Source organism: Planctobacterium marinum, from assembly GCF_020687805.1.
In the GTDB taxonomy this organism is placed as follows: domain Bacteria; phylum Pseudomonadota; class Gammaproteobacteria; order Enterobacterales; family Alteromonadaceae; genus Planctobacterium; species Planctobacterium marinum.
Window position 1 is genome coordinate 222,312 of record NZ_JAJEWQ010000003.1, and the last position, 15,329, is coordinate 237,640.

The window sequence follows — 15,329 nt, forward strand, 5'->3', positions numbered from 1 at the left end:
CACTACAGCACTACAGGCAGACAGTCGCGCCACCACCTGCTCGTGCATGGGCGCTTTATCAACACTGTGAAAACTCTTTTCAAAATCCAGTCTGATCAGTTGCTGGTTGCGGCTTAACACCCGTAATTTAGTGATAGTATCTTTGTCGGGAACGCTATGAAACTGGCATTCCACCTGCACCGATTGCAAGGCATTTTTCAGGATTTGCTGGGCTTCGTCATTGCCGCACAATCCGCAGAGTGCTGTCTTTGCGCCTAAAGCCGCAATGTTTAATGCTACGTTCGCAGCGCCACCGGGGCGATCTTCGATGGCATCAATTTTAACAACAGGCACAGGCGCTTCAGGCGAAATTCGGCTGGTTGGCCCAACCCAGTACCTGTCCAGCATCAAATCGCCCACAATTAATACAGAAGAAAGAGTAAAATCAGGTACTTGCATCAGACAAATTCAATGTAATCGAAAAATAAAGATGCTAAGTGTATCAGGATTATGGCCGTCAGCAAAAATCCAGTTAGTCTTGCTGTACTTCATCCAACAGCGCTTTATTGCCCTTGTATGTATGCTTTAACACCTTTTGCTTCCACACCGGGATATCCATATTCAGGTTGTAGCACAGGGATAAGCCACGTTGCTGAAAAGTGACCAGTTGGTTTTTACTGAGCAACGCCATATGACGTCGCACAATACTATCCGTTGAATCCAGCTCAGCAGCGATGGCTTCTGTGCTTTTTTCTCCCTCGTGAATGAGCAACAACAGAATGCGGACCCGTAAATTATCCGCCAGACAGCGAAAAAATTGTTCCGTTTTGATATTTTCCCTGGGGCGGGATGAGCCCCGGGCCACTAAATTTTCCACAGACATTCCAGATTACCGTTGGAATTTTACTCCTGAAAAAAGTGTGGCAAGCGAATATGAAATTATCGTGACAATTTAAAGACAATGCCGATAAGGTTATATTATTTACCCGGCGTTAATGAATTCCAATTCCCTTCGTCGCGGTGCCCCGGCGGGATGGCGAACGTTTTTAAGCAACATTCGAACATAACCTGCTCTAATCGGGGCCAAAAGCTATTAATTTGGTTTACCCGGAATTGATGACGAGTTATCACAACCAGCCTTAAGACGCCTTAGTTGAGTTTGCTGATAGATAGGCTTTTTTCGACACCTGGTCTAATTCAACCACTATTATTTGATTGAAATCATTGTCGGAGCGACGACTGCGCATAAAGGGCACCAGCTGCGCCTAACTGATTAAACCGGAAAGAATCAGGGCGATGCCAACACTCAGGGCGAGTTCAATACTGGCAACACCTACATTGTGTTGCTGATCAATTTCCTGCACCAGATTCACATTAGACAAAATAAACCACCTGGCTATCGTCACCAGCGCGGTCAGTACAAACGTCAGAGCCAGACCAATAATCAGCCAACCAGTCAGGTTACTGACGTAGCCAAGTGGTTTGTATTCCAGCAAATTGCTGGCGGCTGTTACGGCCAGGGCCGTACCCAGCAGGTGTCCGCTGTGCTGGATTGCCAGCGCCATTTGCCCTTTGGTTAAGGAAGATTGCAGCGAGCCACTGCGATTGTTCTCCCGAAATCGACGTTCGTAAATTCGGGTCATCGTCAGCAAAATCGTCTGCGATACCAAAAAGCCCGAAAAGATGGCGATAAAGGCCTGAATATCAAAGCCACTCACCCACACCAGCACACTTTTGATGATGATCGCCGTTGCAATAGAGCTGGACGCATCCACTAAGGCAATAGAGGTATTGCGATCCTGAATATGAAACTCTTTATCCAGTCGGTGTAACACGATTTTATCGTGTGCATAACGACCAATTTTGATCAGTAAAATACCAATAGCACCATACACCAACATAGTAACGATGGAGTTTTCAATATCACCTTTGCTCGACGTTTCTACCGCGCCGGCAAGTACCACTGCCAGGGCCATCATTCTGCCCGCGACACTGATGCCGTAGGCATAATTGTCGTGATTCGCTCGCCCGCGATTGTCCTTGCCATCTTCCAGTAAACGGCCAGAAATCCAACGCAACATCGTTAACAGGGAGATGGCAATAACCATATCCGTCACCAAATAAATCCACAAATCAGGGGAAACAGGGATCAGATTTACCAATGCAGACATAAATGTTCAGTGAAAATGGGGGTTTAAAGTAAAGTTATAGTACATTAAGCTGCATTAAATCAAAGATTTATCTGAATCCCTTATGACACTTCAAACAAGCAATTCACTTCCCGCTGAGCTGACCAGGGTCGCGCAGTTGCACTGGCAAGGATTTATCGAGCGCAATGGTGATTCCTGGTTGCAGACACTGACACCAGAAAACAGTGACAGATTGCAGCGGGCGTTTGCCTTAAGTGATTATGTTGCAGAGCAATTGCAATCTCACCCTGACTGGATCGAGGCTTGCCTATCGCCACAATCACCAGGTTCAGTAAAACAGCGATTGCGAGAGCAACTGGATAGCGCAAGCGATGAAGCGAGGTTTCATAAAATACTCAGAGAGTTTCGCAATCAGCAAATGGTCAGTATTGCGATTAACGATCTACTCAATGAGCAAATCATAGAGGACTCCTTAGCCCAGGTATCGGCACTGGCAGATGCGCTGATAGTTGGCGCATACGACTGGCTATACCAGCACTTTTGCAGTAAATACGCCACGCCACAGGAAGCCGGTCAGGCATTACCAATGTTAATCATTGGAATGGGCAAACTGGGCGGTGAAGAACTTAATTTTTCCTCGGATATTGATTTGATTTTCGCCTATCCCTGCAATGGCGAGCTGCAATACCGCAACAAATCCATGGAATACCAACAGTTTTTTATCCGGCTGGCCCAGAAACTGATTGCGGCGTTAAATCAAACAACCGTCGACGGTCAGGTGTTTAGGGTGGACATGAGACTCAGACCCTTTGGTGAAAGTGGCCCCTTGGTGGCCAGTTTTGCCGCGCTGGAAGATTACTATCAACAGCAAGGACGGGAATGGGAACGCTATGCCATGGTTAAAGGCCGAATTCTCAATCCGGCCAGCGACTTTAGCGACGAATTACAAAGCATACTGCGGCCATTCGTTTATCGACGATATATCGATTACAGCGTTCTGGAATCATTGCGCAAAATGAAACAACTGATCCGTCAGGAAGTCCGGCGGCGCAATCTAACCAACAATATTAAACTGGGTAGTGGTGGCATTCGTGAAATAGAGTTTATTGTGCAATGCATCCAGCTGACGCGCGGTGGCCGGGATCCAATGTTGCAGCAAAAGCGCTTACTGACGCTGCTAAACACTTTCGAAACCCAACAAATTTTAAGCGCCGAGGATGTCAATGAGCTACGCCAGGCTTACCTGTTTTTACGCAAAGCAGAACATTGCCTGCAGCAGTTTAATGACGAACAAACCCAGGAGATTCCGGAATGCGAAACAGACTTTTTACGGCTGATTCAGGCGATGGGCCACAAAGATAAGCAGGGTTTTATGACCGAGCTGGAACACACCTTTGCAATGGTCAGCGCCCAGTTTGATGAGTTAATCGGCGACAGTCCGGAAGAAGAAAGTGAGATTGATACGCCATTAAATGATTTCTGGCACCTGGATTTAAGTGAAGACGAGGCCCTGCAACTCCTGGAAGAAGTCACCAATATTAGTGATGCTCACAAAATGTATCAGCAATTGCAGTCTTACAAAAAGGAGTTTGCGAAAAAACCGATTGGTGCCCGGGGCCGTGAGTCACTGGACAAACTGGTGCCGCGGATACTCAATGCCTGTCTGAGTTTCTATACCAAGTCAGATGCCGACAATGCCGTGTTAATTGAACGGGTTTTTCAGGTTATCAGCGCCATTCTCAAGCGCACCGCTTATCTGGAATTATTACTGGAAAACGAAGGCGCTATGATGCAGCTGATACGGCTGTGTTCTAAAAGTGAATGGGTGTCGGAACAACTGGCCCGATTCCCATTGCTGCTGGATGAGTTACTTAACCCTCAGGCGTTGTACAACCCCACGCCTCTGGCCCACTATCCGGACCTGCTCCGACAATCGCTGTTGCGCATTCCGGAAGAAGATCTGGAACAGCAAATGGAAGCATTGCGCCAGTTTAAACTCAGCCATCAGTTGCGCATTGCGGCCGCCGATATTCAGGACACATTGCCCGTCATGAAAGTCAGTGATCACCTGACCTGCCTGGCAGAAACCATTATTGCCGAAGTGATTAATTCTGCCTGGCATCAAATGACAGAAAAATATGGCTATCCGGTGGGTGCATATGATGAAGACAAACAGTTTTTAGTGGTGGGCTACGGCAAACTGGGGGGCATAGAGCTGGGCTATAGTTCAGATCTGGATTTAGTGTTCTTACATGGCTGCACCAGTGCAGCAGATACCAGTGGCCCGAAAGCCATTGATTCCCGGCAATTCTACGCCAAACTGGCGCAACGTATTATGCACTTATTCAACACCAAAACCGGTTCCGGCGAGTTGTATGAAGTGGATTTGCGATTGCGGCCTTCCGGTAATTCCGGATTACTGGTCGCTCAAATCGAGAGCTTTTTAAGCTACCAACAAGAAGAAGCCTGGACCTGGGAACATCAGGCATTGGTGCGCAGTCGCGCGATTGCCGGCAGTGACGCACTCAGACACAGGTTTAACGAAATACGGCAACAGGTGCTGTGCAGTCAAAGAGACAGTAATACACTGCAGTCCGATGTCGTGGCTATGCGCCAGAAAATGCGTAACCACCTGGATAAAAGTACCGACAACAAAATCGACCTCAAACAAGCTGCAGGCACAATCGCTGATATCGAATTTTTGACTCAGTACTGGTCCCTGCTGCATGGCCAACGGGTACCGGAAGTTATCACCTGGTCAGATAATGTCCGCATTATTGAGGCGCTAAAACAATATCAGTTGATAAGTGAGCAGTGGTGTCAGCAACTGATTGATGCCTACCTGGCATTTCGTAACCTGTCCCATCAAAAGGCCCTGGATGGCGATGAAAACCTGATGATAAAAGGTGAACTGGAATCTCACCGGACGGCGGTGATACAAATTTGGCGGCAAGTGTTTGCTGATGCGTTAGCGGCTGAAGCCAAATCAGAACAGGGCCAGTAGCACTGCTACGATGCCAGGCGTTTTAGACATCAGGACATTCATAGTGCCCGGAACCAGCCGCCCCTGCGGGGCCGATGTTTACCGGGACTGAGGTTAACTGGGCCTGGCGACTGTGCAGTTTTCCCGGAGAAAATCGGTATTTTCGTCGGTGATCACCAAAGAGCGCTGTTTCGGACAAACGTAGGCGGTTACCTGGCCATTAAAATTGCTGTCTACTGCCTGCGCGATTTTATACAAAGAACCCACCAGGGTATCTTCCATTTGGAACTGACTTTTTACGATAAAATCCTGATCCAGCTCCCAGATCACCTGCATACCTTCGCTCTGGGCATAATTGGTAATTGACTCGCGCAGAGTTGAACCGGCAGAAAAAGTACGGTATTTGTGCTCACCAACCCAGCGGCCTTCAATAGGCGCACTTTGTTGTGCTGCCATCTTGTTTAACCGGGTTTGCAACGATTCAGAACCTTTGTTCAGATCCACGACAAAATCGCCCTTGTCTTCTTCATAAGGCTTACTCTGAGACATGCGGTGTTGAGCATAAAAATCACTCAAACTGGAGTTGATGTTTTTCTGCTCAGCGTTTTTCTTTTGCTCGGCCTTTTCGTTTTGATTACTAATCAGCAAAGCCGCACCGATGATCAAAATAATTGCAAAGCCAAACTGTTTGGCCCAAAACATTGCCGGTGAAAAGTTCTTTTTCTTTGCCATACATTAAAACCCGAAGGAAAGCACCCCCTAACCATTTTGACAGAATATATCAGAATTCTATCCATTTATCGTTATCCTAATTGATAACTTTACTGCAAATCCGTGGCTTTTATAGTAACAAATTGTCGTTGCAGCTGTTACAGGTACAACGACGGCGCATCCGGATCGGGGCGTGTTTTAAAACGCTTGTGCATCCACAAATACTGTTCTGGCGCCAGCAGCACCATTTCTTCAACCCGTTTATTGATTCTGGCAACATCATGGGCATCGTCACCACTGGGGAAATTATCCAGCCCTGGCCAAATTTTTATTTTATAACCGGCCGGTGAAGAAATTGACTGCACAAACACCGAGCCACAATCACTGTTGTTCATGAACAGCATTGAGCCCAATGTGGTAGCGGTTTCAGGAACGGCAAAAAACGGTACGAACACACTTTTATTGCGCCCATAATCCTGATCCGGCAAATACAAGCTCAATTCACCACTGCTCAGGGCTTCAAACATCCCTTTAACATCGCGTTTGTGAATCATGTATTTGTTCGATCTGGCCCGGCCGTGGTATTGCAAATATTCCATCAAATCGTTGTTGTGCTTACGATAAAAAGCGATGCTTGGCTGGTAAAAGCCCAGTCCCCGGCAGGCAAACTCCAGACTAAGACAATGAATCGCCATAGCAAACACGCCCTTCCCCTGTTGCTGTATGGCTTCAACATGTTCAAAGCCTTCGATACTGAGCAACTGCTTTACTCGCCAGTCTGGCCACCACCAGCCCATTACGGTTTCCAGCACAGCCATGCCTGAAGCTGACAAGTTGTCTTTTAGCAACTGCGCCTTGCGGGATGCATCCCAGTCGGGAAAACACAAGTCAATATTGCGCCTGGCTATCGCCACTCGCTTTTTACCGAACAGGGCCAGCAGTCTGCCAAGACCAGCCCCGATCTTGCGCACCAGGGGATAAGGTAAGCAGGTCAGTAAAAACAATAAAGAAAAACCAAACCAGATTGGCCAATATTTGGGCAATAAAAAGCGCCATTCAAACTTGGGGGCGTCGATAACCTTCAAGGTAACTCTCTCTACAACGTCAATGTCGGGGGATCTTACTTGAGTTCTTTCACAAATGCGATTTTATAGCAGAGTTTGCGCCTTGCGCGATAAGATAATAAAGTAACTGGTACTTCGAAGGATCATTCAAGAGATAATCAGATTGAGCAACTCAACATCCAGAGGCGACAGTGCTTTTAAAGCCATGGTCGAACTGGCTGCAGCCGGTATTATGGAACTCACCTCTGAGGGCGACATTGTTTACGCAAATCAGGCCTGTGAGCGGCTGTTTGGTTATGATAATGAAACACTGCTATCACTCAATTTCAGCGATCTGGTGCCTGGCAGTTTTTTACAACCCGGCGACCCTTTCTACCAGGACTTTATTCAGAATTATTCTGCTGAACGTATATACGAAAGCACCAGCCTGACCGCATTTCGTGAAGATGGTGAAGTGTTTTTTGCCAACATCGGGGTCAGTGAAGTCAGCCGCACCGGACATTTTGTCGTTACCCTGAATGAATCTGCCAAACTCAAATCTGCAGAACAAAACCTGCTGGAGCTCAATAAAAAGTTTATGGTGGCAACAGAGGCCGCCGGTATCGGTATTTGGGAGCTGGACTTTGAGACAGGTATCTTACAGTGGGATGAGCAAATGCATCAGCTGTACGGGGTATCTGAGCGTGACTTTAAAGGCGTCTATGATGACTGGGTAGCCAGGCTGCACCCGGATGATGTCGCCCCCACTGAAGCCATGTTTAACTACTGTATCGAACAACAAACGAAGTTTGACACCAGCTTTCGCATTGCCACCCCGAATGGCGACGAACGCTACCTAAAAGCTTATGGCCTTGTCACCTACGATGAAAAGAATACCCCCCTGCACGTCATCGGGGTGAACTACGACCTGACGGACAGATACACCGCGCAAAAGCGCCTGATTGAGAGTACCGAAGAAAATGCCATGTTGGCAAAGTTGGCCCAGGAAACCGATAACGCGGTCATACTCACCGATGCTCACCAAAATATCACCTGGGTTAACCGTAGTTTTGAAAAAATTTCAGGTTACAGTTTTGAAGAGGTGATAGGCAAACACCCCGGTGTGTTCCTGCAAGGCGATAAAACCGATCCGGAAGTGATCAGGCGCATGAGTGAAGCGGTGAAAAACGGCCATGGCTTCAACGAAGAGTTGATAAATTACCACAAAGAGGGCAACCCTTATTGGTTGCGTATCAATTGCCAGCCACTATACCGGGAAGGCAAGCTCACCGGATTTATGGCGCTGGAAACCGATATTACTGAGCAAAAAGAAGCTGAAATCAAAATTACCAATCTGAACCGGTTGCAAAAAGCGGTGCTGGATAGCGCCAACCTGATGCTGATTGCCACGGATAAAGAATTCAAGATAAAAACCTTTAACCGCTATGCAGAAGAATTGCTGGAATACACGGAAGAAGAAGCAATTGGTCAGATGAACCTGACCGATTTTTTCGATCCTCAGGAGTTGATGTTTAGCGCACAGAAGCTGGGGCGCTCCATCGATTCATTGTTGCAGCCGGATCTGGAGAACTTCCTGGCAAATGCCAAACAAGGCAATAGCGAAGAGCTGGAATGGCAACTACTGACGAAGTCAGAAAGGGCCTTCCCGGCGCTATTGTCCATTACCCCTACCCATGACGACAGTGAAAATATCGAAGGCTATCTGGCGGTGGCCCGTGACATTTCTCAGCTGAAAAAAATGGAAGCAGAAAAACAGCGCAATCAGGACCTGATGGAAACCACAGGTACCATGGCAAAACTGGGTGGCTGGGAACTGAACCTTCAGACCAATGATCTGTATTGGTCAAAAGAAGTTTATCGCATCCATGAAATTCCGGTTGGCGAAAAGATCGATCTGGGTGAAGCCATTTATTTTTATGCACCGGAAGCGCGCCCTATTATCCAAAGAGCCATAGAAGATGCCATTGCCGACGGCAAATCCTGGGATCTACAACTGCCCTTTATCACTGCCAGAAACCGCCGCATTTGGGTCAGAGCCGTTGGCTTTGTTGAATACGTTAATGGTGAACCCTTGCTGCTTAGAGGGGCGTTTCAGGACATCACTCAGTTAAAACGCGCCGAAGAAAAGGCCAAAGAAGCCAGCCGTACCAAAAGTGACTTCCTGGCCAATATGAGTCATGAAATTCGCACCCCGATCAACGGTATTTTGGGCATGAACGATCTGCTGCTAAAAACCCGGCTGGATGAAAAACAACGCCACTATGTGTCACTGGCCCAGTCTTCCGGACAATCGCTACTGCACCTCATCAATGACATTTTAGATTTCTCCAAGATTGAAGCCGGTAAGCTGGAACTGGAGGAAATTCCTTTTGATCTGTTCAAACTCATCAGTGAGCTGGCCGACACCTTTGGCTTAAGAGCTGAGGAAAAAGGACTGGAATTCATTTGTGTGGTTGACAGCAGCGTACCGCAATACATTCGCTCAGACCCCAGCCGCATCAGGCAGATCATCAACAACTTGTGCAGCAATGCCCTGAAATTCACAGAAAAAGGGGAAATTACCTTAAAAGTGACAGAAACCGGGTTAAACAAGTTGCATTTCGAAGTTATTGATTCTGGCATCGGCATCCCCGATAGTAAGGTCAATAATCTGTTCAATAAATTTGTTCAGGTAGACGCTTCAACCACCCGAAAATTTGGAGGTACAGGTTTAGGGCTGGCAATATCAAAGCAACTGGCAGAACTGATGGGCGGCACCATTGGTGTTACCAGTGAGATTGGCGATGGCTCAACTTTTTGGTTTAACATCCGCTATGGCGAAGCATTAGAAGAAGTGCCGGAAGCCTTGCTGACACCAGATTTACAAGGTAAGCGCGTGCTGCTGGTCGATGACAATCAATCCGCCCAGGACTGGTTTGAAACCATCGCGACGGGTACTGAGTTACAGTTGTTAAAGGCAGCCAATGCCCCTATGGCGATGAAAGTATTGCGGGAACAGGCCGGTAAAGACCAGCCCGTCGACGCGCTGTATATAGATAATAAACTGCCCGGCATGCAGGGCAACCAATTGGCGAGAGCCATCCGAAGTGATAAGCAATTGCCGCAACCTAAGATGGTCATTATTACCCCTGTCGGAGAGGGTCTGGGCGCCGAGGAATTACAGGAACTGAATATCGTTCATCAATTCCACAAACCGGTAAAACGTCAGACGCTGCGGCAATCACTGTCAATTTTGTTTGATCAGATGCCGGAAGACGACAACCGGGTAGACAATATCAACACCGAAGCCGAGCAGACAAACTCCGGCGAATTGCGTATTTTGTTGGTAGAAGATAATTATATTAATCAGCAGGTTGCCGTTGAAATGCTAAAAACCATGGGCTTTATGGTGGATGTCGCCGAAAATGGCGAAGAAGCGCTGCAAACCCTGAATACGGCCATTGAGCCCTACGACGTCATCTTGATGGATTGCCAGATGCCGGTCATGGACGGTTACGAAACCAGCCGCGCCATTCGCATCTCCAGTTCACCGAATTACGATGCCAATATTCCAATTATTGCCCTGACTGCCCATGCCATGAAAGGCGATGCTGAAAAATGTTACGACGCCGGCATGAACAGTTATCTCACTAAACCCATATCGAATGAAGCACTTAAGGAAGAGCTGGCGAAATGGATCAGGCCTTCCGCTTGATTAGCGCCTGAAAGTTAATATTGTTGATTAATATTGCTCAGCTTTTTATAAAATTGCTCAAAATGCTCCGGGCTTTCATAATCAAAGTGATACTGGTTATGAAAGCCAAAACTCAGGGAAACCAGAGCGTCACTTAAATACAAGGTGTAACCATCAAAATCCGTGTTGGCCCTGACACCATCAAGCAGATACCCTTCTTCGCTTTGCTCACCATGCAGACGAATTTTTTCGAATACGGCCAAAATCAGTTTACTGTCTATCTCGTTTTTCATATCACCTCATTTCGCAGGGGCTAAAAATTATAACGATAGCCCAATTGTGCGCTATTGATCTGCAGATCATTTTCACCCCGGACATGCTCAACATACAAACGCACCTGAGAACGGTAGCCCACATAAAAGTCAAAACCAATACCAATTAAACCGGCAATCGCGGTTTCATCCAGGTGGCACTGGGTTATGGACTCTGCGTTGTCAAAATTGAAGACACTGGCATTGCCCGCGTCACATTGCGGCTCGCCGGAAAATCGTTCCGTGGTTTCATACCCCAACGCCATCACGCCTAATTTGTAAAAGAGTTCACCGCTTTGGCCTGCCGCTTTGCCCAGCACCGAAAAATACATTCCGGATGCGTCCACCCCCGGGTCGATTACACTATCTTCGCTGTTTTGCGGCGCTTCGGGCATAGTGAAATCGGCGGCCGCTAAGCTAAACCCCAATTCGGCATACCACTGAGGATGAATTTCAGTGCCAAAGGCCAGTACACCACCGGCTGCGGTACTGCCGGCCTGACCCACATCCACATCATTGACGGTAGGCACCAGTAACACATAGCTTTTTTCAAATAGCTGCGCCGCGACCAATTGCGTTGAACCCAGCACCATCAGGCACGTAGCCTGAGCTAATTTTTTCAAGATATTCATTGTCTTAAAACTCCATCATCTCCACTAGGTTAGTTCCAAGACCCCACCGGTGTCCAGAGAACGGGGCATTATTTAGCAGATAGTTTCAATGGGAATTTGCTGAAAACCTGGGCACAATAACCAGCTTTAGTTTTTACACAGTTAACAGCACGACATGGCGCAACTATATTTCTACTATTCTGCAATGAATGCGGGAAAATCCACCACACTTTTGCAATCGGCATACAACTACAAAGAACGTGGTATGCATGTTGAAATATTCACCGCAGCCCTGGATGACAGATACGGCATTGGCAAAATCACTTCCCGTATCGGACTGCAATCCAACGCCCACCTTTTTAACTACGACTCAGATCTGTGGCAGATCATCGCCCCGATGCATCACGAGAAAAAAATCGACTGCCTGTTATTCGATGAAGCGCAATTTTTGAATAAAGCCCAGGTTATGGCATTAACCCGCATTGTCGACGAACTGAGGATCCCGGTATTAGCCTATGGTTTGCGCACAGACTTTTTAGGGGAGACGTTCGAAGGCTCGCATTATTTGCTGGCCTGGGCTGACAAGCTGGAAGAATTAAAAACCGTCTGTTTCTGTGGCAGGAAAGCTAATTTTGTGATTCGTCGTGATGAAAATGGTAAGCCTGTTACCCAAGGTGAACAGGTACAGGTTGGTGGTAATGACAGTTACGAGTCGCTATGTCGTCGACATTTTAGCGAGCTTGTATGGCATCCTGAGAAAACTGCATAAGGTCGGGATAGAATTGGTGAAATCCCTGTTCCAGTTCAGCCTGATTTTGTCTTAAAAAGTGATAGCTTTGCTGTGCGAAAATCAGCCGGTCGCGCAACCGCTTTTGCACTGTAAGCATTGCCCTCAGACAAGTTTCTGCTTGCTGATAATGTTGTAACCATCGGGTCTCCAACAGGCTGGATTTAACCCGCCGAAAACGCTCATCCGGCATGTCCACGGAGCGTAACTCGTTGTAAAACTGATCGAACACCTGAGGTAGTAAGTCCGGCGGATACTGCGGGTTGTGTGTCAGCAACAGGTGATCAAACCAAATATCCAGACAAATCCCGGAGGTTCGTCTTAACGCTCTGGGAAAATGCCCTTTCAACGCCAAAATATGTGGATGACTGTCGGTAAAACTGTCTATCTTACGATGTAATCTGACGCCATCACGCAAGGGTTTCGTCAGGTAATCCAGCTGACTACCACGCACAAAATCACCGATAAAATTTCCGACTAAAGACGTGTTGCTGAAGGCAGCCAGGTGGATATGTGCAATATAGTTCATAAGTTACAAAAAATTACAAAAGCCATAGGCCAGGCTATAGTTTAACGGGTCAAAAATTGTCAAACTAACCCCTGTTGTACCTGGCTAATTACAACCACAACAATCTGGTGACACAAGAAGGATATAAACATGTTACGTGGAAATACAAGCAATTCAAAATATTGGTTAACTTTATTAGCAACCGCACCAATATTCTTTTCAGGGATGTCACAGGCATCAGTGGTTGACGCTAAATTACTGTCAGAGAGTTCTCCTGTATACCCTTTTGAATACCGCAAAGACAGCATCGAAGGATGGGTCCAGGTAAGTTTCGTGGTTAACGCCGAAGGTATAGTCACCGAACCACTCGTTCATGAATCCACCGGGCATGAATTGTTTGAACAGGCTGCACTGGATGCAGTATCAAAGTGGCAATACCAACCCGCGTCAAAAGATGGCGTCCCCGTGGCACAGAGCTTTAACGCTGTGCAGGTAGAATTCCACCTGGACACCAGTAATAATTACTATGAAGACAGCGGACGCAATGAAGTCGAAAAACGTTTCCTTTCGCGCTTTCAAAAGGGCATGACAGCGATCGAGCGCGGTAACCTGAAAGAAGCAGCCAAAAAAATCAAGGAGCTTCAGGAACGGGAAAAGCGAAAATGGATCGAAGCCAGTTATTTATGGGTGTTAGAAGGTTATTATTTTGATAAAGCCGGTGATTCAGTTAAAGCAGCTAAAAAATTCTCTCATGTCATGAACAATGGTAGCCAGGTGCTTCCCCGGGCTGTTTATGTGGAAGTACTTAAAAAGGCATTTCGCGCCAATATCATGAACAATAATCTGTTGGGCGCAGTACAGGTTTATGAACATTTTGAAGCAATCGATGCCGACCACGATGGTTTGAAAAGTCTGGCACCATACTACCAGCAGGCTCAGAGTTTTCTGGCAGGTGAACAACCGTTGGAGCTAATCGGTATACTGCCAGAAAGCGGACTATGGCATCACACCACGTCGCGCCAAGACTTACAATTGGTTACCGACGGCAAAAAACTCGAATCTGTGCATTTGCGTTGTGATCACCAACAGCAGTCCTTCTCGAATGTTCAAAAACAAAGCATAAAGCTCGAACCCGATTGGGGAACTTGTGTTGTCTACATTGATGGTCCCGCAAAAACACAATTCCTGCTGACAGAATCATAAACAGCTAATTACCTGGCAATAGGATTTCTCAGCCCCCACTAAGAGCGACGCATAAGTCGCTCTTTTTTTGCCTCACTTCCGGTACCCGACACTGTCAGCTCTCCCTCTATTGGCATATCTTATTTACTTTTGCTAATACGAACCATTTGCATTTTTATCTCCAGTTAATATATATTCGCTGCCCTAAGTTTTCGCAATGAGTTTGGCGCGCCACCGGGCGGCGCCAGGCATGATCATTTTGAGTTTCAATTATGATTATTTATTCACATGGACTTGTAATCCTTTGCACACTGCTGTCGGCTGTAGTTTTCTACGCCGGTTGTCCGAACCAACAGTGGTTCTCAAAACGCTATATCACTTTTTTACCGGCACTTTTCCTCAGCCTTTTACTTTTAATACCTGCCTGGCTACTTTTGCGCCTGGACATGTCAGTGCTTTCATCAAGCTTCACACTGCTAACTGCAGAGATGTTGTTTCTTGGAACAATACCGTTTTTAACCCGCTTTAAAACACCACTGAAAATTAAGTCTGGTAATAAATCCTCGCTGATTCGGGGTGACAGTTACAACACACACAAAGCGCAGTGGACGTTAAAAATTGTCGGTATGTCATTGCTGGGATTCCCTTTTGCGGTATTTACCAGCAGCCTGCTGGGCTGGTGGGCACCGGCATCCATCCCCAACGATGTGCGTTCTCAATTTATCATGTGGATGATTGTTCCTTTATGGATAACACCGATCAGTCTGGTGTTTATTAGCAATAAACCATGGCGGTTATTTTTAGGTTTTAGTCTGTTTACGCTTTTGGCCTTTGGCCTGTTGTCGCTGGTAAACATTGGAGGTTGATACATGCGTCTGGAAATATTTAAGAACTATCAACAGGTACATATCTGGACGGGCATTCTCTCCGGGCTTTTATTGTTTATTTGCTTTGTTGCAGGTGCGCTAACCATGTTTAAAACGCCTCTCAATCAGTGGGCGTTGCAGGCAGATAATCGCTTACCCACGATTGAATATGCCGCCTATGATGAACTCATTCAGCAAGTACTTGAAAAGCACCCTGAAGCAGCAGCGGAAATGACGGTTTACTTGCCTGGTGCAATGCCGCAACAGGCCCCCGTAACCTGGCTCATCGAAGATCCCCAGACCCATGCCGTTGAATATTGGCAAGCGACTTTAGACGCTGACGACAAGTTGGTCAGTGAAAAAGTGGCTATTTCCGCAATTGGCGACTTTTTAGATCACTTACACCGCACCGCCGGGATCCCTGGTGGTGATGATCATGACGCAGTAGGTATTTTTGTCATGGGCGTTGTCTCCATGTTGTATTTTGTTGCCATAGTTTCCGGT

At 47.0% G+C, this 15,329-nt stretch carries 15 protein-coding genes; 7 read left to right on the top strand and 8 right to left on the bottom strand.

Features of this window, described 5'->3' with window-relative positions; all coding sequences use genetic code 11:
* The 3 genes from LJ740_RS10760 to LJ740_RS10770 all read right to left on the bottom strand — a co-directional run.
* On the bottom strand, positions 1-438 hold a 438-nt coding region (locus LJ740_RS10760; RefSeq protein ID WP_229529096.1), incomplete at its 3' end, for a PfkB family carbohydrate kinase.
* A 73-nt stretch (positions 439-511) separates the two neighbouring features.
* On the bottom strand, positions 512-862 hold the full coding sequence (locus LJ740_RS10765) for a helix-turn-helix domain-containing protein (protein ID WP_229529097.1): 351 nt from the start codon (positions 860-862) through the stop codon (positions 512-514).
* A gap of 382 nt (positions 863-1,244) precedes the next feature.
* The gene (locus LJ740_RS10770; RefSeq protein ID WP_229529098.1) at positions 1,245-2,150 is read right to left on the bottom strand and encodes a DUF350 domain-containing protein; all 906 of its coding nucleotides are present in this window, start codon (positions 2,148-2,150) and stop codon (positions 1,245-1,247) included.
* Positions 2,151-2,232: 82 nt separating this feature from the next.
* On the opposite strand from LJ740_RS10770, the gene glnE reads away from it, so the two are divergent.
* Positions 2,233-5,133, top strand: coding sequence for a bifunctional [glutamate--ammonia ligase]-adenylyl-L-tyrosine phosphorylase/[glutamate--ammonia-ligase] adenylyltransferase (gene glnE, locus LJ740_RS10775; RefSeq protein ID WP_229529099.1), 2,901 nt, complete (start codon positions 2,233-2,235; stop codon positions 5,131-5,133).
* A 93-nt stretch (positions 5,134-5,226) separates the two neighbouring features.
* Here glnE and LJ740_RS10780 read toward each other — a convergent pair whose 3' ends face one another.
* Both LJ740_RS10780 and lpxL read right to left on the bottom strand, forming a co-directional pair.
* Positions 5,227-5,844, bottom strand: coding sequence for a toxin co-regulated pilus biosynthesis Q family protein (locus LJ740_RS10780; RefSeq protein WP_229529100.1), 618 nt, complete (start codon positions 5,842-5,844; stop codon positions 5,227-5,229).
* Between the two features lie 137 nt (positions 5,845-5,981).
* On the bottom strand, positions 5,982-6,908 hold the full coding sequence (gene lpxL, locus LJ740_RS10785; protein WP_229529101.1) for an LpxL/LpxP family Kdo(2)-lipid IV(A) lauroyl/palmitoleoyl acyltransferase: 927 nt from the start codon (positions 6,906-6,908) through the stop codon (positions 5,982-5,984).
* A gap of 142 nt (positions 6,909-7,050) precedes the next feature.
* Here lpxL and LJ740_RS10790 point away from each other — a divergent pair, with 142 nt between their 5' ends.
* Positions 7,051-10,581 carry a PAS domain S-box protein gene (locus LJ740_RS10790; RefSeq protein WP_229529102.1) on the top strand — a complete coding sequence of 1,177 codons (3,531 nt, stop codon included), beginning with the start codon at positions 7,051-7,053 and terminating at the stop codon, positions 10,579-10,581.
* A gap of 14 nt (positions 10,582-10,595) precedes the next feature.
* Here the strand turns inward: LJ740_RS10790 and LJ740_RS10795 are convergent, their stop codons facing one another.
* Together LJ740_RS10795 and LJ740_RS10800 are read right to left on the bottom strand one after the other, a co-directional pair.
* The gene (locus tag LJ740_RS10795; RefSeq protein WP_229529103.1) at positions 10,596-10,853 is read right to left on the bottom strand and encodes a DUF3081 domain-containing protein; all 258 of its coding nucleotides are present in this window, start codon (positions 10,851-10,853) and stop codon (positions 10,596-10,598) included.
* 20 nt (positions 10,854-10,873) lie between these two features.
* Positions 10,874-11,503, bottom strand: coding sequence for a hypothetical protein (locus LJ740_RS10800; RefSeq protein WP_229529104.1), 630 nt, complete (start codon positions 11,501-11,503; stop codon positions 10,874-10,876).
* Positions 11,504-11,657: 154 nt separating this feature from the next.
* On the opposite strand from LJ740_RS10800, the gene LJ740_RS10805 reads away from it, so the two are divergent.
* A complete protein-coding gene (locus LJ740_RS10805; protein ID WP_229529105.1) occupies positions 11,658-12,251 on the top strand; it encodes a thymidine kinase in 594 nt (197 codons plus the stop codon).
* Here LJ740_RS10805 and LJ740_RS10810 read toward each other — a convergent pair.
* Positions 12,214-12,798: an acyl carrier protein phosphodiesterase gene (locus LJ740_RS10810; protein ID WP_229529106.1), complete on the bottom strand. Its 585-nt coding sequence runs from the start codon at positions 12,796-12,798 to the stop codon at positions 12,214-12,216. The genes LJ740_RS10805 and LJ740_RS10810 overlap by 38 nt on opposite strands.
* Before the next feature lie 107 nt (positions 12,799-12,905).
* On the opposite strand from LJ740_RS10810, the gene LJ740_RS23450 reads away from it, so the two are divergent.
* From LJ740_RS23450 to LJ740_RS10825, 4 genes are all read left to right on the top strand, one after another.
* A complete protein-coding gene (locus LJ740_RS23450) occupies positions 12,906-13,025 on the top strand; it encodes a hypothetical protein (protein WP_377307008.1) in 120 nt (39 codons plus the stop codon).
* Positions 13,003-13,980 carry an energy transducer TonB gene (locus LJ740_RS10815; RefSeq protein ID WP_377306875.1) on the top strand — a complete coding sequence of 326 codons (978 nt, stop codon included), beginning with the start codon at positions 13,003-13,005 and terminating at the stop codon, positions 13,978-13,980. The genes LJ740_RS23450 and LJ740_RS10815 overlap by 23 nt, the downstream gene beginning before the upstream one ends.
* Positions 13,981-14,411: 431 nt before the next feature.
* Positions 14,412-14,825, top strand: a complete 414-nt coding sequence (locus LJ740_RS10820; RefSeq protein WP_229529108.1) for a hypothetical protein — start codon at positions 14,412-14,414, stop codon at positions 14,823-14,825.
* Between the two features lie 3 nt (positions 14,826-14,828).
* Positions 14,829-15,329 (top strand): PepSY-associated TM helix domain-containing protein (locus LJ740_RS10825; protein ID WP_229529109.1); only part of this gene is annotated, 501 nt, incomplete at its 3' end.

Coding starts and splice junctions, on each gene's coding strand:
- LJ740_RS10765 (WP_229529097.1), bottom strand. CDS start 862: ATGTCTGTGGAAAATTTAGTGGCCCGGGGCTCATCCCGCCCCAGGGAA.
- LJ740_RS10770 (WP_229529098.1), bottom strand. CDS start 2,150: ATGTCTGCATTGGTAAATCTGATCCCTGTTTCCCCTGATTTGTGGATT.
- glnE (WP_229529099.1), top strand. CDS start 2,233: ATGACACTTCAAACAAGCAATTCACTTCCCGCTGAGCTGACCAGGGTC.
- LJ740_RS10780 (WP_229529100.1), bottom strand. CDS start 5,844: ATGGCAAAGAAAAAGAACTTTTCACCGGCAATGTTTTGGGCCAAACAG.
- LJ740_RS10795 (WP_229529103.1), bottom strand. CDS start 10,853: ATGAAAAACGAGATAGACAGTAAACTGATTTTGGCCGTATTCGAAAAA.
- LJ740_RS10800 (WP_229529104.1), bottom strand. CDS start 11,503: ATGAATATCTTGAAAAAATTAGCTCAGGCTACGTGCCTGATGGTGCTG.
- LJ740_RS10805 (WP_229529105.1), top strand. CDS start 11,658: ATGGCGCAACTATATTTCTACTATTCTGCAATGAATGCGGGAAAATCC.
- LJ740_RS10810 (WP_229529106.1), bottom strand. CDS start 12,798: ATGAACTATATTGCACATATCCACCTGGCTGCCTTCAGCAACACGTCT.
- LJ740_RS10815 (WP_377306875.1), top strand. CDS start 13,003: ATGTCACAGGCATCAGTGGTTGACGCTAAATTACTGTCAGAGAGTTCT.